Below are 17,223 nucleotides of genomic sequence, written 5' to 3'. Positions count from 1 at the left end.
GTTGGTCGGCGCGGTCGGCCTGATCAGCACCTCGCGGGACTAGAAGCTCCGGCCCCGCCGCCGAATCGCCGGAACGCCACGACAGAGCCACCACCCCCATCCGGCCACCGTCCCGGCTCAGCCGTGCGGTCCTCCGCCGTGCAGCAACGTGTCGATGACGAGGATAGCCAGGGCGTCCGGGTCCTCCGTGGAGTCCTGCTTCTCGCCGGGCCGGTTGAGGGCTTCGCTGAGCAGGGCGTAGTACACCTGCCGCGTCCACTCCAGGTCCGTGGCCGGGTCGAGGAGCCCCTCGCGCTGCGCCCGGGCCAGAAGTTCCAGGGTGCCGGCGTTGATGTCGGCCCAGATGGCGGCGGCGTCGTCGCTGTGGGGCGTGGAGTGGGTGAGGCTGAACCGCCAGGCGCTCTTGACCCGCAGGACGTTCGCGGCCACCCGATACAGCGCAACGAGCGCGGGCGCAGAGCCCGGCCGGGCCGTCTCGATGGCCTCGGCCAGCTGGTGTATCGCCGAGACCGCCAGTGCGTCCAGGAGTGCCTGCCGGTTCGCGAACCGGCGGTGCACCGTGATCCGGGTCACCCCGGCAGCCTCGGCGATCTGCCCCATCGAGGTGCCGGCGTCGTCGGCGAGCACTCGCTCGGCTGCCTTCAGGATCGCGCGGACACTGCGCTCCGCATCTGCCCGCAGTGCTCGGCCCATGCTCGTCTCCTCTCTCGTCCACAGCTCCCCCGGTAAAGGATACGTAAGAGCTACCAGTATCCAGTTAATTGACTCAGACTTGGTTCAACTAACTTGACAACTGATACAGCGATGATACTGTTAGCGGCAGAGCGTTCGAGAGCGAACGCCAACCACTGAAGTCAGGAGCCCACGATGACGACGAACAAGCCGGTAGCCCTCGTGACGGGCGCGTCCTCCGGCATCGGCAAGGCCACGGCCCTCGCCCTGGTCGACGCCGGCTACGACGTGGTCGGCACCAGCCGCAACGCCGCGAAAGCCGCTCCCCTGCGCGGCGTGACGTTCATCGACCTCGACGTCGCCGACGACGACTCGGTCACCACCGCGGTCGGACAGGTCATCAAGCGATCCGGCCGGATCGACGTCCTGGTCAACAACGCCGGCTTCGGCTCCGGCGGCGCCGCCGAGGAAAGCTCCCTCGCCCAGGACCAGCGCGTCTTCGACATCAACGTCTTCGGCGTCCTCCGGATGACCAAGGCCGTCCTGCCGCACATGCGCGCCCAGGGCCGCGGGCGGATCGTCAACATCTCCTCCATCGTCGGGTTCATCCCGATGCCGTACATGGCCGCCTACGCCGCGTCCAAGCACGCCATCGAGGGCTACTCCGAATCCCTCGACCACGAAGTCCGCGAATACGGCGTCCGGGTCCTGCTCGTCGAACCCGCGTGGACCAACACCTCCTTCGAAGCCAACGCCACCCAGCCCGACCAGCCGCTGCCGGTCTACGCCGAACACCGGCGAGCCTTCGAACAGCAGATGGCCAAGGCGGTCAAGGACGGCGACGACCCCGCCACCGTCGCCAAGGCCGTCGTCGCGGCCGCGACCGACGCCAAGCCGAAGCTGCGCTACCCCGCCGGCGCCCAGACCGGACGCGTCTTCACCATGCGCCGCCTGGTCCCGTCGCGGATCTTCGACCGGCAGATCCGCAAGCTCAACGGCCTGCCCGCCTGACCCCGGAAAGGCTTCTGTGATGAGCACCTACCTGGCCGACACGGCCGAAAACCTGACTGTCGACGGACCTTCCGCGACGTTCACCTACCGGCGCTTCGGGCCGCGCGGCGGCGTCCCGCTGGTCCTGCTGAACCGGTTCCGGGGCACCATCGACTGGTGGGACCCGGAACTGCTGGAGCACCTGGCCGCCGAGCATGACGTGATCGTGTTCGACGACATCGGAGTCGGCTACAGCACCGGGACCCCGCGTGACTCCGTCGAGGGATTCGCCGACGGTGCCCTCGAGTTCATCGAGGCGCTCGGACTGTCGCAAGTGGACCTGCTCGGCTGGACCCTGGGCGGCATCGTCGCCCAGTACCTCAGCCGCCGCCGGCCCGAACTGGTCCGCAAACTGATCCTGGCGGCCAGCAACCTGGACGGCCAGGTACCGGGCGCCCCGGCGCCGGATCCGAAGGTCCGAGCCATCCTGGGCCGGCCCGAGGTCAGCGGGGACGACCTGGTGTACCTGTTCTTTCCCGACACCGACACCGGCCGCGCCGCCGGGCACGCCTACCTCGCCAGGGTCGCCGGCCGGCTGGCCACCGGGCGGCCCGAAGTGTCCGAGGCCGCGGGCGCGAATCAATTCACCGCCATAGGAAAGAGCGCGGGGATCCCGTTCGACCAGACGCGAGCGGACCTGGAAACCATCACCCAGCCCGTCCTCTACGCCACCGGCATGCGCGACGCGATGATCCCCGCCCTCAGCGCTTACGTCGCCACCCAGCACCTGGCCGACGCCACCCTCGTCATCTACAGCGATGCCGGCCACGCCTTCCTTTTCCAGCACGCCAAGGACTTCGCCACCCAGGTGACGCACTTCCTCGCCGGCTGACTCCAAAACAGGAGCGATTGTGGAATCGACCAGCGATCCGGCGCGCCGGGAGGTCACGCCACTGGAGTTGTTCTTCGACCTGGTCTTCGTCTTCGCGATCGGCCAGCTCTCACACCAGCTGCTGGCCCACCCGACGTGGACCGGCGCGGCGCAGACACTCGTGCTGTACCTCGCGGTCTACGCGGCCTGGGCGTACACCACCTGGGCGGCCACCCTGGTCCCGGCCGAGGACCCGCGGACCCGGCGGATGCTGCTGGCGGTGATGTTCGTGGGGCTGTTCATGAACGCCACCATCCCGCGCGCCTTCGACGACGCCGGGTGGGTCTTCGTCACCACCTTCCTGCTGATCCACCTCGGCCGGGCGGTGTGGCTGCTCACCGTCGGTCTCGATCGGGTCAACCAGGAGCATTTCGTCCGCGTCCTGATCTGGTTCGCCGCGGCCGCACCGTGGTGGCTGATCGGCGCGGCGGCCGGTGGCGGCGCGCGGCTCGCGTGGTGGGCCGCGGCGACCGTGGTCGAACTGGCCGGCACCTGGACGGCGCATCCCCTGCCCGGCCGCAGGCTGGACTCCCGGGACGTCACCTTCGCGGGCGGACACCTGCTCGAACGCGGCCGCCTGTTCATGATCATCGCGTTCGGCGAGACGATCCTGACCACCGGCACCGCGCTCACCACCGCGCCCTACGCACCGATGACCCTGCTGACCAGCAGCGTGGCATTGGCCGGCACGATCGCCTTGTTCTGGCTGTTCTTCAGCCGCTCCGAGCGCGTCGTGCGCCACTACCGGCAGACCGACGACCCGATCCGCGCCGGCCGCAGCGGCGTCCTCAGCCTCCTGATCTCCGTCGCCGGGATGATCGCCGCCGCCGTGGCCGACGAACGCGTCATCGCCCACCCCGCGGAGCACGCCGGCACCACCACGAACCTGCTGCTGTTCGGCGGGCCCGCCGTCTACATCGCCACCCAAACCTGGCACGGCGCAACCCTGTTCGACGACCTGCGCTGGTCACGAGCCATCGCACTGCTCGCACTGCTCGCCGGTGGCCTGAGCACCCCCGCACTGCCGGCGTACCTGGCCGCCGCCACCGCCGCCGCGATCGTCATCGCCCTGGTCGCCTTCGAACACCTGCGACCGCACACCTTTCCCTTCCAGCACACCAGGAGCACCCCATGACCGAGCACGGCATGTTCAGCATCACGACCGTGGCACCCAAGATCCGCCGGGTCACCTTCACCAACCCGCCGGTCAACGTCGTCGGCGCGGCCACCGTCACCCAGCTGCTCGACGTCGTCGACGAGCTCAGCCAGGACAAGGAAGTCCAGGTCGTCATCTTCGACAGCGGCACCCCCGGATACTTCTTCAACCACGCCGACCTCGCCGAAGTGCCCGAACTCCTGGCCCTGAACGCCGCGGACGGCACACCGACCTGGGTCGACCTCGTCACCCGCCTGACCAGCGCCCCGTTCATCAGCATCGCCGCCATCCGCGGCCGCACCCGGGGCGGCGGCGACGAAATCACCCTCGCCTTCGACCTGCGCTACGCCAGCCGCGAAAAGGCCGTCTTCAGCCAGCCCGAAGTCTCGATCGGCATCGTCCCCGGCGGCGGAGGCAGCGACCGCCTGGCCCGCCTCCTCGGCCGCGACCGCGCCCTCGAAGCGATCCTCACCAGCGAGGACTACGACGCCGAACGCGCCGAAAAGTACGGCTGGGTCACCCGCGCCGTCCCCGACGCCGAACTCGACGACCTCGTCAACGACGTCGCAGCACGCATCGCCTCGTTCGACAAGGCATCCGTCCTGGGCGCCAAGGCCCAGATCAACCGATCGACCCTGCCGCCGGTGGCCGACCTGCGCGCGTCCTGGGCGGAATTCGCCGAATCGGTCACCTGGCCGGGATTCCAGGCCCGCGTACCACGGCTCCTCAAGGCCATCGACGAAATCGGCCTCGACGAGATCGAACAAAACCTCGGCTACTACTCCGGCGTCATCAACCAGCAGGCCTAGCGCCCCGGCAGCGCACCTGCCGATCGCGATCGACGTCGCGGCTCCGGAGTCCGCGATCCCGCGCATCGAAGGCACGTGCGATGTCTTCCTGTCCTGCTACGTCTTCGAGCTGGTCCCGTCGCCGGAGTACGGGGAACGCCTGCTGCGCATCGCCCACGAAGTCCTCGCCCCGGGCGGGCTGGCCCTGATCCAGATCAAGTACTCCGACGGACGCTGGCGCACCCGGTCCCGCCGCCGCGCGTACCGCCGCGGGCTCGCCGAGATGACCACCTACCCGATCGACGAGTTCTGGCAGCTCAGCCAGCGGTGCGGGTTCGTCCCGAAGGCCGTCCACCTCGTGCCGCGCAACGAGCTCGACGAGCGCTACGCCTACTTCTTCCTCGCGCGTGAGCCCATCGAGCAGTTGGTAACGAAACCGTAACGCCGCCCTGCCGATGTGAACCGCTCGTCCGAATTGCCCGTTTTTGCCTACGTCGGGACCAGCGGCCGGAGGTCCGGACTTCCGGCCGCTCCCCGGGTCCCGCACGTCCGGACCGGACGTGTCGCCGGTTGCTGCCCGGGCCGCGCTTACCTTGCCGCGCCCGGAAAACCCGAACGAGGTGAACAAACTCCATGCCCCGAAACCCCGCCACGGGCCGCCATCGCATCACCCGCCGCACCAAGATCGCCACGCTCGGCATCGGCCTGGCCCTGGCCGCCGGTGCCTTGGTCGTCGCGGCCACCAGCGGCGGCACCGGCACCGCCGGAGCGTCCGAAGTGGACAAGTCGTTCTTCGTCGACATCACGAAGGTCCCCCAGGGCACGAACGTCAACCAGGCACTGCAACGCCAAGGCGCCCGCGGAACGTTCACCGTGGACTGCGGCCGCAACGAGAACCAGCACTTCAACCCCGACAACTTCATCGCTCAGCCCGGTGTCCGCAACGGCGCCGAGCACCTGCACGACTACGTCGGCAACCTTTCGACCAACGCCGACTCCACCAACGAGAGCCTCGCGAAAGCCGGTACCACCTGCAAGAACGGGGACAAGTCGACGTACTTCTGGCCGGTCGTGCGCATCGACACCGAGTCCGACGACGAAAACCCGCCCGCCAAAGACGTCTCCCGCGATCGCGAGCAGGCGAAACAGGAGAAGGCCGGGACGCAGGTCGACTGCCCCGACGTCGCCAGCAAGCTCGCCGACGTCCCCGACCAGGCCGACGCCGAGGTCGAGCGCAACCTCGACCTGCTCGACACCCAGGTCAAGGAGGCGAACGCGCGGATCGCGGGCGGGGATCTCAAGTCCGAACAGGACGTCCGCAACGCCGTGCTGAACCCGCTCGGCGACAAGCGGAAGGCGACCCTCGACCGCATCGCCATCGCCGTCGGCCGGACCGGAACGAAGCCGGCGGACCTCGGTGGCCTCGCGGCCTGCGCCCTGAAGAAGAACGGCCAAGGGGGCCTCGACAACGGCGGCGGCAACAGCAACGGCAAGCCCGCCGAACTGCCGGGCGTCAACGAGGACAACGAGATCGGCGACAACGAAGGCGAGATCCAGCGCGTCGAGCGGGCCGACCTGACGTTCACCAGCGGTGGCGCCCGCCGGGTCGTGGCGATGCCGCAGTTCCTGCGGATCCTCTACGGCGACGCCAAGCAGAGCACGAACGGGCCGGCCAACGCCCGGCCGAGCTGGACGTGCAGCGGGTTCGAGGACCGGCTGATCGACAAGTACCCGATCTGCCCCGAGGGCAGCAAGGTCAAGCGCGTCCACGCGTTCCCGAACTGCTGGGACGGCAAGAACATCGACAGCGCCAACCACCGCTCGCACATCGTGTTCTCCGACCGGCAGGGCCGCTGCCCGCAGGGCTTCGAGAACGTCCCGCAGCTGCGGATCACGCTGACCTACGACATCCCCCGGGACGTGCAGGTCACCGGCCAGTACAAAGTGGACGCCTTCGAACAGGAGAACCACGACCCGCGTTCGGACCACGACGACTTCGCCAACGTCATGGGCCAGCGCCTGATGAACCAGGTGGTCCGCTGCATCAACAGCGGCAAGCGCTGCTCACAGTGACCGTTCCGCGTGGGCCCGCGAACGGCGGGCCCACGCGGATACTATAGCGGGTAGTACGCGACTGATACGGTGGCGTCGTGACGGCGAACCGGCTCGGCAAGGTGCAGCAGGTTCTCCTGCTGTGCGCGCTCGCCGTGGGTGTCGTCGCGATGCACCACGTCGGGATGGCGAACGCCGCCGGTGGCACGGCGATGCACGCCATGTCCGTGGCCGGTCCGCCGGGGGTCGGCTCCCCGCCGGCGGCCGGCGCCGGCGACCACGAGCCGGGCATGCCGGACGGCCTGCACGACATCCTCCACCTCTGCCTGGCCGTGCTGTGCGCGGCCGGCGCACTTCTGCTGACCGTTGTCCTGTTCCTGGGTATCTCGTGGTTGACCACGACCTTCTCCCGGACAGCCGACTCCCGTGGCTCACCGAGCCGCGGCCGCCCGCCGGACCGAGGCGGCCGCGGCATCCTGACTTCTCTGTGCGTTCTGCGCACGTGATCGACCGGGTTCACCCGACCGTCGAATCACGCACATTCACAGAGAAAGATTTGTCATGCGCAAAAACCTCACCATCCCGGGCCTCGTGCTGGTCTCCGCCGCCCTGCTCGGCGCCTGCGGCAGCACCGACCCCATGCCCGGGATGAACTCCGGCTCACCGGCGCCTTCGTCGGCCCAAGCGGCCGCCGGGCACAACGCCGGCGACGTCACCTTCGCCCAGCAGATGATCCCGCACCACAGCCAGGCGCTCGACATGGCGAAGCTCGTCCCGTCGCGCAGCACGAACCCGAAGGTGCTCGACCTCGCGAGCCGGATCGAAAAGGCCCAGGGCCCCGAGATCAAGCAGCTGCAGGGCTGGCTGACGAGCTGGGGCGCCGCATCGACGGCGCCGTCGATGCCGGGCATGGACCACGACATGGCCGGCATGATGTCCGGCGACGACATGAAGCAGCTCGAGGCCGCCAAGGGCATTGAGTTCGACAAGATGTGGCTCGGCATGATGATCAAGCACCACCAGGGCGCCATCGACATGGCCAAGTCCGAGCTGGCCGAGGGCGGCAACGCCGATGCCAAGGCGCTCGCCCGGAAGATCATCGATGCCCAGCAGGCGGAAATCACCGAGATGCAGGGGCTGCTCACGCAGAGCTGATCGCCGGTCGCCGGGGCAGCGGACGGCTGCCCCGGCGACCAGCCGATCTCCGGCCGGCCGCGCCGCGGGAAGTATCCTGCCCACCGGAGGTGCCATGCTGGGTTTGGGCGAGCTCGAAGCGTCGGTGATGGACGTGCTCTGGGGCGCGGCGGAACCCCTGCGGGTCCGCCAGGTGCTCGACGAGCTGAACCAGCATCGCCACCTGGCGTACACGACGGTGATGACGGTCTTGGACAACCTGCACCGGAAGGGCTGGGTCGTCCGCGACCTCGAGAACCGCGCGTACCGCTACCGCGCGGTCACCACGCGGGCGGAAGCGACCGCGCAGAGCCTGCGGGAGGTGCTGGACTCCGTCGACGACCGCGAGTCCGTGCTGCTGCACTTCGTCAGCACCGTCACCGAAGAGGAATCCGACGTCCTCCGCCGGGCGCTGCGCCGGAAGCCGAAGAAGCGGTGATCCTCGCGGCCGCCCTGCTGCTCGGGACCCTCGCCGTCGGCTGGTGGTCCCCGTGGCTGCTGAGCAGGCTCGCCGCGCGGATCGACCCGAGGACGGCGATCGCCTGGTGGCTGCTCACCGCCGCCGGGATGGCCGGCGGAACGGTCGCCGGGGTGCTGCTCCTCGTCCTGCCGGGACACGGCCCGGCCGACGCGGTCCTCCGGCTGCTCCACGACTGCTGGGCCGCGGCCGACCACGACGACCTGCCGGCTCTCGACCCCGTCGCCGGGACGATCGCCGTCCTGGTCCTGGCCTTCGCCGTCGGCCGGCTGGCGACGACCTGGCTCGCGCGGCGCCGGCGGCGGGCCGTCCTGCACCAGCGCCACCTGACGGCGCTGCGGCTCGCCGGCACCCGCGACACCAGACCGGTGCCCACCCTGTGGCTGCCGGACGAACGGCCGATCGCCTACAGCCTCGGCGGCCGCCGGTCGCTGGTGGTCGCCAGCGACGGGCTCGCGGCGCGGCTGACGAAGCGCGAACTGGGCGCTGTGCTGGCGCACGAGCGCGCCCACGTCCAAGGGCGTCACCACCTGCTCACCAGCTGCGCGGAGGTCCTGGGCCGGACGCTGCGGTTCGTGCCGCTGATGCGCGAGCTGCCCGGGGCGACGCGGCTGCTCGTGGAACTGGCCGCCGACCAGGCGGCGGCCGCGCAGTGCGGCCGCGAGCCGCTCCGGTCGGCACTCCTGTCGATCCGGGCCGTGGACGGGCCCCGGCGCGCCCTCGCCATGGCGGGCGGCGACACGGCCATCCGCCTGAGCCGGCTCGAAACCGGCTCGTCGCCGGCCCCGCGGTCGATGACCGTCGCCGGCGGGCTCGCCGCCTTCCTCGCACCCCCCGCGATCGCGGTGGCGCTGGTGCTGATCACCGGTTTCGTCGCCTGCCGCTGAGTCCGCGGTGTCTACCGCCGTCAGGCTTCCGCGGACCGGAGGCGGTGTGCGGTGGCCCGGCTCGTACGGTGCTCGGGCCGGGCGGCGAAACCACGCAGCCGCAAGCTGTTGCCGACGACGAACACCGAGCTGAACGCCATCGCCGCGCCCGCGATCATCGGGTTCAGCAGTCCCGCCGCGGCCAGCGGCAGCGCCGCCAGGTTGTAGGCGAACGCCCAGAACAGGTTGCCCTTGATCGTCCGCAACGTCCGCCGCGACAGCCGGATCGCGTCGGCCACCGCGCGCAGGTCGCCGCGCACCAGGGTGATGTCACTGGCCTCGATCGCGACGTCCGTGCCGGTGCCCATCGCCAGCCCCAGGTCGGCCTGAGCCAAAGCGGGGGCGTCGTTCACGCCGTCACCGACCATCGCGACGACCTTGCCTTCGTCCTGCAGCCGCTTGACGACGTCGAGCTTGTCCGCGGGCAGCACCTCGGCGATCACCTCGTCGATGCCGACCTCGGCCGCGACTGCTTTGGCGACGGCGGTGTTGTCGCCGGTGAGCAGCACCGGTGTCAGCCCGAGGTCGCGCAGCTGGGCGATCGCCTCTTTCGAGGTGGGCTTGACGGTGTCGGCGACCACCAGCACGCCCCGCGCCGCGCCGTCCCACGCCACCGCGACCGCAGTGTGCCCGCGCTCCTCCGCCGCGGCCTTCGCCTCGGCGAGATCGTCCGGCAGCGGCTGGCTCCAGTCCTCCAGCAGCGCCGTGCGGCCCACGAGGACCGCGTGCCCATCGACGATCCCGTGCACGCCGAGTCCTGCCACGTTCGTGAAGTCCTCGACCGCAGGCAGTTCGACGCGCTCCCGGGCGCCGCGCGCGATGGCCGCCGCGATCGGGTGCTCCGACGCGTCCTCCAGCGCACCGGCCAGCCGCAGCAGCTCACCTTCGTCGACGCCCTCGGCCGGGTGCACGGCGGTGAGCGTCATCCGCCCGGCGGTGACCGTGCCGGTCTTGTCCAGCACCACGGTGTCGACCCGGCGGGTCGACTCCAGCACCTCCGGGCCCTTGATCAGCACCCCGAGCTGAGCACCGCGGCCGGTGCCGACGAGCAACGCCGTGGGCGTGGCCAGACCGAGCGCGCACGGGCAGGCGATGATCAGCACCGCGACCGCCGCGGTGAACGCCGCCGCCGTGCCGACGCCGCTGCCGAGCCAGAACCCCAGCGTCGCCACGGCCAGCCCGATCACGATCGGCACGAACACCCCGGAGACCCGGTCGGCCAGCCGCTGCACGTCCGCCTTGCCGCTCTGGGCGTCCTCGACGAGCTTGGCCATCTGCGCCAGCTGCGTGTCCGCCCCGACCCGGGTGGCCCGCACGACCAGCCGCCCACCGGCGTTGACCGTTGCGCCGGTGACGGGGTCGCCTTCGCCGACCTCGACCGGCACCGACTCGCCGGTGAGCATCGACGCGTCCACCGCGGACTTGCCTTCCTCGACCAAGCCGTCGGTGGCGATCTTCTCGCCCGGCCGCACGACGAACCGGTCCCCCACCGCCAGCTCGGCCGTCGGGATCCGGACCTCGACGCCGTTGCGCAGGACTGCGACCTCCTTCGCACCCAGCTCCAGCAGCGCCCGCAGCGCGGCACCGGCCCGGCGCTTCGAGCGTGCCTCGAAGTAGCGGCCGGCCAGGATGAACATCGTGACGCCCGCGGCGACCTCGAGGTAGATGTTGCCCGCGCCATCGGACGGGGCGATCGTCAGCTCGAACGGGTGCACCATCCCCGGCGTCCCGGCCGTGCCGAACAGCAACGCCCACACCGACCACGTGAACGCGGCCAGCACCCCCATCGACACCAGCGTGTCCATGGTCGCCGCACCGTGGCGCAGATTCGTCCACGCCGCCCGGTGCAACGGCCACGCGCCCCAGGTGACCACCGGCGCGGCCAGCGTCAGCGAAATCCACTGCCAGTACGTGAACTGCACCGCCGGGACCATCGCGAGCAGGATCACCGGCACGGCGAGCACCGCGCTGGTGATCAGCCGCTGCCGCAACGACCGCGTCGGATCCTCTTCGGTGTCCTCGTCGTTTTCCGGTTTCTCCGGCTGGGGCACGGTCGCGCTGTATCCGGCGGCCTCGACCGTCGCCACCAGGGAAGCCGGGTCGACGCCGTCGGGGGCGTGGACCCGGGCCTTCTCCGTGGCGTAGTTGACGGACGCGGTGACGCCGTCAAGCTTGTTCAGCTTGCGTTCGATGCGGTTGGCGCAGGACGCGCAGGTCATGCCACCGATCGCGAGTTCGATCTCGGTCACCGCGGCGCTGGTCCTCAGCATGATCGTCTCCGTTCGAGTTCAGTGGCCGTGGCCGTCGGCGGTCGTCAGGGTGAACTCGGCGGTCCGCACGACATCGCCGTGGCGGAAGTCGAGGAACAGCCGGTAGGTCCCCGCACTGGGCACCTCGGCGGCGAACTTCACCTGTGGGCCGGGAGCCGTCTTGCCGTCACCGGGCGCACCGTCGGGGTGGACGTGCAAGTAGGCGAGGTCGCCTTCGCGCAGCGCGACCAGGTGCCCGTACGCGCCGAGGTAGGGCTGCAGGTCGGTGACCGGCACGCCGCCTCGGCTGACGGTCAGCGTGAGCGGCGACGTCTTCCCCGCGGTCAGGTCCCCGGCGAGCCGGACGGTGTAGCCGTCGACCTGCGCGGTGCGGCTGGGCGCGTAGGTCGACGGCTGGTAGCTGCCCGCGACGGACAGGTCGGTCCCGAGCGTCATTCCCTTGCCGCCGGTGGTGGTGAAGTCGGCGAACGCCCGGTACGAGCCCGCGGCGGGCAGGGCCAGCGGAACGCTCCAGGTGCCGTCCGCTGCCAGCTCGGGGTGGACGTGCTGAAAGCCCGCGGTGTCCCGGCGCACGACGATCAGGTGCAGCTTCTTCTCGTGCTCGACGTCGAAACCGGTGACGGGCTTGCCGTCCGGGCCGGTGATCGTGAACGAGAACCGGCCCGGCTCCGGAGCCGGGCCGGCCGGTGTGAAGGTGTAGCCGTCCTTGCTCGAGGCCAGCCCGCCCGGCAGGTCGTCCACCGGCGTGGCCGGCATGCCCGCGTGCTCGCCGCCCATGTCGCCGTGGCCGGCGTTTTCGCTGGTCGCGGCGGGAGCGAGGTCAGCCGCGTTCCCGGCGGCGAATCCGCCGACGGCCAGCAGGACGAGCGTTCCGCCGAACAGGGCGAGCCGTGCTGTGGTGGTCATACAGTCAAGGTACCCATAGGGGGTATGGGTTTCAAGTGAGCTGAGTCTCCCCTGTTCCGGCCGGCAGTCTACTATCAGCCATAGCAGACAGTACTATCACCCATAGCAGAGCGTGACTTGTTTGCTCGCAACGATTTTCTCGCCGGATGAGGTGGACAGGAACAAGATCTTTTCGTAACCTGGCCGAGATCTTGCGGCAGCTGCCGTCGACCGGACGGCACCGCGCGATCACCGCCGGTACGGCTTTGTCGCCGAAGCCGGAAACCGGGACCACACCGCGCGCATCACCTGGTGCGGCTCGAGCTGCGCAAAAGTGGCACGACCGGACGCGCGACGGGACGACGAGCAGCGGACCCCCGGCTTCGTCGTCCCCGGTCCCGACCGGCGGACGACCAGCAAAGGAGACCCGCGCGACCGTGCAGTCGCATCCCCTCAGGCGCGTGGTTTCAGGTGTCCTGGCCGCGACTTCGGTGATCTTCGTGATCACCGTCGCCCAGCCGACGGCCACCGCCGCCCCAGTCCCCCTCCTCCAAGCTCCGCCCACCGGGTCGGACGCACTGGCCAAGTACCGCGATCTCGCGGCCCAGGCCGAAAAGCTCAACGAAGACCTGCTCAAGGCCCAGGAAGACCTGAAAGCCAAGCAGGCCGACCTCGACAAGGCCACCGGCGACGTCAAGGCGGCGAAGGACCAGGCCGCCACGGCGAGCGAGAACCAGAAGAAGTACCAGGCCGAGGTCGACCGGTTCGCCGGTGCGTCGTTCACCAGCGGCGTCCAGCTGAACAAGCTGTCCGCACTGCTGTCCGGCACGTCCACTCAGGACTTCCTGGAGCGCTCGTCGGCGCTCGAAGTGCTCGCCACGGACAAGAGCGCCGCGATGGGCAACCTCACCGGCGCCGTCCGGCAGGCCACCGATGCCGCCGGCAAGGCGTCCGACGGCGCGAAGCGGGCGCAGGACGCGCGCGACGCCGCGGCGAAGCTGACCCAGGACATCGAGGCCAAGCAGAAGACGCTCAACGACCAGATCGAGCAGGTCAAGGCCGCCGACAAGACCCTAAGCGCGGCCGACAAGGCCGCGCAGCGGGACACCGGCGGGAAGGCGCCCGTCGTCAAGGCCCCGACGGCGGCCGCGCAGATCGCCGTGGACGCGGCGTTGAGCAGGCTCGGCAGCGCCTACGTCTGGGGCGCCACCGGGCCGAGCACGTTCGACTGCTCGGGCTTGCTGCTGTGGGCCTACAACAAGGCCGGCATCACGTTGCCGCGCAACTCCGCGGCACAGGCCCAGTTCGGCACGCCGGTGCCGCGTGATCAGCTGCAGCCGGGCGACCTGGTGGCGTACTACTCGCCGGTGTCGCACATCGGCATGTACCTCGGCGACGGCAAGATGGTGCACGCGCCGACCAGCGGCGACGTCGTCAAGATCTCACCGTTGCAGAGCCAGTACGCCGGAGCGACCCGGCCCACGGCCTGACACCCGGGAACGGCGGCGGGGTGGCATCGCGGGCGCGGTGCCACCCCGGTTCCGGTTCCGTTGTGCTCCACCGGGTTCGTCCCCGCGGATGCCGGGCAAGGGGCGGGCTATGCGGCATCCCGGCGGGCCACCACCCGATACGCGTTGGACCACCCACGCCGCTTGCCGAACGGTGCGCTGATCCGGTCCGCCGTCATGGCGAGCACGAACAACGGCACGCACAGGACGAACGTGGCCTTGCGCAGGATCCGCCGCCACCGCGCCGGCGGAGCGGCCCGCCACGGAAGATCCTCCCCGCCGATGGTCAAGGCGTTGACCGCCATGATCGAGGCGGCCACCACGTCGATCGCGGCATGCGGCTCGCCACGTTGCTCGGCGACCACCGTGAACCCGCGAGCCGCCAGCTCCGCACGAAGGTTGCCGAGCGGCATCAGGTTCAGGTGCTGGGGTTGCAGCCAGGGCATCCACCACCGGCCGAGCACCTTCGCCCAGCGACATTCCGGATCGGGCAGCTCGATCGCCAGCAGCCCACCCGGCCGCAACACCGTCATCGCCGCCGCCAGCTCTCGCCGGGGTTCCGCGGTGTGTTCCAGGTAGTGGTACATGCTGACCACGTCGTAGCGCCCGGCGAGATCCTCGGCCACCTCCACGAACAAGCCCCGGTAGCCGGTGCGGATCCAGCCCTCCCGGCGCGCCAGCTCCACCCCGTCACCGAGATCGAGACCGTCGAACTCGACACCGGGCAGCACCGCGGCGGCTTCCTTGCAGAAATGCCCGTGCCCCATGCCGACGTCGAGCCACTCACCCGACGCGCCGGCGTCCCGGGCCAGCTCGACCCGGGAGCGATACCCCGCCCGGTTGCTCTCGAACATCCCGGTCATGTTCTTTTCGCCGAGCCCGTCGTAGCAGTCCCGGTAGTAGAACTCGAGCCCGGCCGGGTTCAGCCGCGGGTTCTGGAAGACGTGCCCACAATCCCGGCATTCGTCGAGCACGAACCGGCCCGGCTTGTGCAGCAGCAGGTCCGTCGTGCGCAACCGGCCGCGAAGGGCGGCGGAGTCACACCACGGGCAGCTGGTACGGCGCGGCTCGAAGAACCGATCCACCCCGCCGGCCAGGTCTTTCAGGTAAGCCGGGCGGCGCGAGGCGACCGGATCGGCTGGTGCGACGTCCTCGATCATGGGGGCGGAGCCTACTGCGCGAACCACCCGGACATGCACCGTCGAACGGACGAAGTTGCGTGCCGGTACGCCCGACATGGCCGGCCACCAGGACGCCGGAACCGCTCCGTCAAGCAATCGCCGTCGGCTCGTGCGGCGGTGGCAGTCCGAGCAGGGCGGCGATCACCGACAAGGTGTCACCGCCCTGGCTCCAGACGGCCTCCTCGGCCGCGCCGGCCCTCGTGCGGGCCGCCGACGCCTCGTGTTCGCCGTGGATCTCGATCCGGTCGCTGAACTCCGGCCACCCGAAGGTGCCCACGATGACCGCCGGTCCGCCGTGCCGGTCGTCGCCGATGTGCTGGAACCGGAACCCGCGGGCGATCAGCGCGTGCAACCCCTCATCGATGGCGGTCACCGGCGATCCCGCTCGTCCTCGGCTTGCCGGGCGGTCCCGGCGGACCGGCCGGGCGCGGCGGGCGTGCGGGCGAGCGCGGCCTGCGTCACCCGGGCACGATCGCGCGGTGCCCCGCCGCCGCGGGCGTTTTCGACCCAGCGCACGGTCATGACCGCCGCCGCGGGCCGGTACCGGCGGTGTCGCTGAGACAGGACACGAATCCTCCACTCGGCTCGGTGCAGCGGACCAGCATTCCCGACCGGCCCGGCCGGGCGGATTCCCGCCGGACGGGAGTTTTCACCGGAGTTTCCGCGTGATTTCCGGTGCTGCCGCGGAAAGCCGTGATGCGCTACGGTGACCGACCGTCGGCGGTGATCACGGATTCGGTCTCGGAGCGGCGTCATGGGAACCAGCAGATCGAAGCCCGGGAGCAAACCCGAACGGGAGCAGCTCCGGCACCAGCTCCTCGCCGGCGGCTGCAGCCCGGCCCGGATCGCGGCCGAGATGACCGGCCGCTGGCAGTTCAACCCGCGTCAGGCCTGGCGGTACACCCACGGCCTGTCCCAGACGGGCGTCGCGGCGCGCTGCAACGACCTGCTCGGCGACGGCCGGGCACCGATGACCGGGAAACGGATCAGCGAATACGAGGCGTGGCCGCAGCGGGGCACCCGCCCCACGGTGCACTTCCTCACGCTGCTCGCCCGCGTCTACGGCACCGTCCCGCGCGCCCTGCTGGGCGCCGACGAACTGCCGCTGCTGCCCGAGCCGGAGCGGCTCGTGCTCGACCAGCTTCCGCCGGCCGGCGAGGCCACCGCTCCCCCGGCACCCGGATCCGGGCCGCTCAGCGTCGCCGCGGTGCGCGCCGCCGCCCACGCCTCCGGTGCGCACGCCGAACTCGCCGAGGTCACCGAGGTCGGCGCGATCACGCTCGAGCAGCTGGACCACGACGTCGTCGAGCTCGCGCGCACCTCCATCCGCACCCAGCCCGCCGAAATCTTCGGCGAGCTCGTCCGCGTGCGCGACCGCGTCTTCCAGCTGCTGAGCCGGCGCGCCCACCCGGCTCAGGAGTCGCACCTCTACCTGCTCGCCGGCCAGACGTGCGGGCTGCTGGCGAACGCCAGCATGGAGCTGGGTTGCCACAGCGCCGCGGCCGAACAGTCGCGCGCCGCCTGGGTCTACGCCGAGATCATCGGACACAATGGACTCAAAGCGTGGCTGCGCGGCACCCAGGCGCTCATCGCGTTCTGGTCGGGAAACCCGCAGGAGGCGGCGCGGTTGGCCGCGGACGGCCGCGAACACCTCCGGCACGGCACCGGTTTCGTGCGGCTGTGCAACATCGAAAGCCGCGCCTGGGCCCACCTCGGCGACGTCCGCGAGACCCGGAAGGTGATCGGCATGGGACACCACGCCCGTGAGCACGTCACCGATCCCGACGAGCTGCACGACATCGTCGGCGGCGAATTCGGGTTCGACGAGGCCCGGCAGTCCTTCTGCAACGCCGGCGCCTGGGTGCAGGTGGGCAAGCCGGCACTGGCCATCGAAGCCGCCGAGCGCGCACTGCACCTGTACCCGACGCAGGCCCAGCGCAACCGCCGCTACGGCGGCGAGGCGTCCACCCGGCTGGAGCTGACCGACGGGTACCTGGCCACACGGGAACTGGACGCCGCCGACGTCGCGCTCGCCCCGGTGATCGGCACGTCCGCCACCACCGGCGTCGCCCACCTGGCCACCCGCCTGTCCGACATCTGCGCGACACTGGACACCCCGCCCTACCGGAATTCCCGCGAAGCCAAGGAACTCGCCGAACGAATCCGCGCCCACCCCGCGCTGTCGATCCGGCCGTGAAAGATCGCCTTCGACG

At 70.6% G+C, this 17,223-nt stretch carries 18 protein-coding genes; 12 read left to right on the top strand and 6 right to left on the bottom strand.

All coding sequences use genetic code 11. From position 1 onward, the window contains the following. Positions 1–117: 117 nt before the first annotated feature. Positions 118–693, bottom strand: coding sequence for a TetR/AcrR family transcriptional regulator (locus tag ACLJQF_RS16225; protein ID WP_410609506.1), 576 nt, complete (start codon positions 691–693; stop codon positions 118–120). A 174-nt stretch (positions 694–867) separates the two neighbouring features. Between ACLJQF_RS16225 and ACLJQF_RS16220 the strand changes: the two genes are divergently transcribed. From ACLJQF_RS16220 to ACLJQF_RS16175, 10 genes are all read left to right on the top strand, one after another. Continuing rightward, positions 868–1,683, top strand: coding sequence for an oxidoreductase (locus tag ACLJQF_RS16220; protein ID WP_410609504.1), 816 nt, complete (start codon positions 868–870; stop codon positions 1,681–1,683). Positions 1,684–1,702: 19 nt separating this feature from the next. Further along, a complete protein-coding gene (locus ACLJQF_RS16215) occupies positions 1,703–2,554 on the top strand; it encodes an alpha/beta fold hydrolase (protein WP_410609503.1) in 852 nt (283 codons plus the stop codon). A gap of 19 nt (positions 2,555–2,573) precedes the next feature. Then, entirely contained in the window at positions 2,574–3,728 is a 1,155-nt protein-coding gene (locus ACLJQF_RS16210) for a low temperature requirement protein A (RefSeq protein ID WP_410609501.1), read from the top strand. Continuing rightward, positions 3,725–4,558, top strand: a complete 834-nt coding sequence (locus tag ACLJQF_RS16205) for an enoyl-CoA hydratase/isomerase family protein (RefSeq protein WP_410609500.1) — start codon at positions 3,725–3,727, stop codon at positions 4,556–4,558. The genes ACLJQF_RS16210 and ACLJQF_RS16205 overlap by 4 nt, the downstream gene beginning before the upstream one ends. Positions 4,559–4,820: 262 nt before the next feature. Beyond that, positions 4,821–4,979, top strand: a complete 159-nt coding sequence (locus ACLJQF_RS16200) for a hypothetical protein (RefSeq protein WP_410609499.1) — start codon at positions 4,821–4,823, stop codon at positions 4,977–4,979. 191 nt (positions 4,980–5,170) lie between these two features. After that, positions 5,171–6,610: a DUF1996 domain-containing protein gene (locus ACLJQF_RS16195; RefSeq protein ID WP_410609497.1), complete on the top strand. Its 1,440-nt coding sequence runs from the start codon at positions 5,171–5,173 to the stop codon at positions 6,608–6,610. A 77-nt stretch (positions 6,611–6,687) separates the two neighbouring features. Next, positions 6,688–7,095 carry a DUF6153 family protein gene (locus tag ACLJQF_RS16190; RefSeq protein ID WP_410609496.1) on the top strand — a complete coding sequence of 136 codons (408 nt, stop codon included), beginning with the start codon at positions 6,688–6,690 and terminating at the stop codon, positions 7,093–7,095. A 55-nt stretch (positions 7,096–7,150) separates the two neighbouring features. Further along, on the top strand, positions 7,151–7,744 hold the full coding sequence (locus tag ACLJQF_RS16185; protein WP_410609494.1) for a DUF305 domain-containing protein: 594 nt from the start codon (positions 7,151–7,153) through the stop codon (positions 7,742–7,744). 94 nt (positions 7,745–7,838) lie between these two features. Then, the gene (locus ACLJQF_RS16180; protein ID WP_410609492.1) at positions 7,839–8,201 is read left to right on the top strand and encodes a BlaI/MecI/CopY family transcriptional regulator; all 363 of its coding nucleotides are present in this window, start codon (positions 7,839–7,841) and stop codon (positions 8,199–8,201) included. Further along, the gene (locus ACLJQF_RS16175; RefSeq protein ID WP_410609491.1) at positions 8,198–9,127 is read left to right on the top strand and encodes a M56 family metallopeptidase; all 930 of its coding nucleotides are present in this window, start codon (positions 8,198–8,200) and stop codon (positions 9,125–9,127) included. The genes ACLJQF_RS16180 and ACLJQF_RS16175 overlap by 4 nt, the downstream gene beginning before the upstream one ends. 20 nt (positions 9,128–9,147) lie before the next feature. On the opposite strand, the gene ACLJQF_RS16170 is transcribed toward ACLJQF_RS16175, so the two are convergent. Together ACLJQF_RS16170 and ACLJQF_RS16165 are read right to left on the bottom strand one after the other, a co-directional pair. Then, positions 9,148–11,436, bottom strand: coding sequence for a heavy metal translocating P-type ATPase (locus ACLJQF_RS16170; protein ID WP_410609489.1), 2,289 nt, complete (start codon positions 11,434–11,436; stop codon positions 9,148–9,150). Between the two features lie 18 nt (positions 11,437–11,454). Next, positions 11,455–12,342: a hypothetical protein gene (locus tag ACLJQF_RS16165; RefSeq protein ID WP_410609488.1), complete on the bottom strand. Its 888-nt coding sequence runs from the start codon at positions 12,340–12,342 to the stop codon at positions 11,455–11,457. Between the two features lie 416 nt (positions 12,343–12,758). On the opposite strand from ACLJQF_RS16165, the gene ACLJQF_RS16160 reads away from it, so the two are divergent. Continuing rightward, positions 12,759–13,811 carry an NlpC/P60 family protein gene (locus ACLJQF_RS16160; RefSeq protein WP_410609487.1) on the top strand — a complete coding sequence of 351 codons (1,053 nt, stop codon included), beginning with the start codon at positions 12,759–12,761 and terminating at the stop codon, positions 13,809–13,811. A 107-nt stretch (positions 13,812–13,918) separates the two neighbouring features. On the opposite strand, the gene ACLJQF_RS16155 is transcribed toward ACLJQF_RS16160, so the two are convergent. The 3 genes from ACLJQF_RS16155 to ACLJQF_RS16145 all read right to left on the bottom strand — a co-directional run bounded on the left by ACLJQF_RS16155 (position 13,919) and on the right by ACLJQF_RS16145 (position 15,532). Continuing rightward, entirely contained in the window at positions 13,919–14,989 is a 1,071-nt protein-coding gene (locus ACLJQF_RS16155; RefSeq protein WP_410609485.1) for a class I SAM-dependent methyltransferase, read from the bottom strand. Between the two features lie 109 nt (positions 14,990–15,098). Beyond that, on the bottom strand, positions 15,099–15,383 hold the full coding sequence (locus ACLJQF_RS16150; protein WP_410609483.1) for a hypothetical protein: 285 nt from the start codon (positions 15,381–15,383) through the stop codon (positions 15,099–15,101). Then, positions 15,380–15,532: a hypothetical protein gene (locus ACLJQF_RS16145; RefSeq protein ID WP_410609481.1), complete on the bottom strand. Its 153-nt coding sequence runs from the start codon at positions 15,530–15,532 to the stop codon at positions 15,380–15,382. Before ACLJQF_RS16145 ends, ACLJQF_RS16150 begins: the two co-directional genes overlap by 4 nt. A gap of 232 nt (positions 15,533–15,764) precedes the next feature. On the opposite strand from ACLJQF_RS16145, the gene ACLJQF_RS16140 reads away from it, so the two are divergent. Continuing rightward, a complete protein-coding gene (locus ACLJQF_RS16140; RefSeq protein WP_410609479.1) occupies positions 15,765–17,207 on the top strand; it encodes a hypothetical protein in 1,443 nt (480 codons plus the stop codon). Positions 17,208–17,223: the final 16 nt, after the last annotated feature.

The sequence above is a fragment of the Amycolatopsis sp. lyj-109 genome (assembly GCF_046548995.1).
Lineage (GTDB): Bacteria > Actinomycetota > Actinomycetes > Mycobacteriales > Pseudonocardiaceae > Amycolatopsis.
The sequence above is the reverse complement of the archived record's forward strand: the minus strand, read 5'-3'. Positions and strand labels throughout refer to the sequence as shown.

Coding starts and splice junctions, on each gene's coding strand:
- ACLJQF_RS16225 (WP_410609506.1), bottom strand. CDS start 693: ATGGGCCGAGCACTGCGGGCAGATGCGGAGCGCAGTGTCCGCGCGATC.
- ACLJQF_RS16220 (WP_410609504.1), top strand. CDS start 868: ATGACGACGAACAAGCCGGTAGCCCTCGTGACGGGCGCGTCCTCCGGC.
- ACLJQF_RS16215 (WP_410609503.1), top strand. CDS start 1,703: ATGAGCACCTACCTGGCCGACACGGCCGAAAACCTGACTGTCGACGGA.
- ACLJQF_RS16205 (WP_410609500.1), top strand. CDS start 3,725: ATGACCGAGCACGGCATGTTCAGCATCACGACCGTGGCACCCAAGATC.
- ACLJQF_RS16200 (WP_410609499.1), top strand. CDS start 4,821: ATGACCACCTACCCGATCGACGAGTTCTGGCAGCTCAGCCAGCGGTGC.
- ACLJQF_RS16195 (WP_410609497.1), top strand. CDS start 5,171: ATGCCCCGAAACCCCGCCACGGGCCGCCATCGCATCACCCGCCGCACC.
- ACLJQF_RS16185 (WP_410609494.1), top strand. CDS start 7,151: ATGCGCAAAAACCTCACCATCCCGGGCCTCGTGCTGGTCTCCGCCGCC.
- ACLJQF_RS16180 (WP_410609492.1), top strand. CDS start 7,839: ATGCTGGGTTTGGGCGAGCTCGAAGCGTCGGTGATGGACGTGCTCTGG.
- ACLJQF_RS16170 (WP_410609489.1), bottom strand. CDS start 11,436: ATGCTGAGGACCAGCGCCGCGGTGACCGAGATCGAACTCGCGATCGGT.
- ACLJQF_RS16165 (WP_410609488.1), bottom strand. CDS start 12,342: ATGACCACCACAGCACGGCTCGCCCTGTTCGGCGGAACGCTCGTCCTG.
- ACLJQF_RS16155 (WP_410609485.1), bottom strand. CDS start 14,989: ATGATCGAGGACGTCGCACCAGCCGATCCGGTCGCCTCGCGCCGCCCG.
- ACLJQF_RS16145 (WP_410609481.1), bottom strand. CDS start 15,532: ATGACCGTGCGCTGGGTCGAAAACGCCCGCGGCGGCGGGGCACCGCGC.
- ACLJQF_RS16140 (WP_410609479.1), top strand. CDS start 15,765: ATGGGAACCAGCAGATCGAAGCCCGGGAGCAAACCCGAACGGGAGCAG.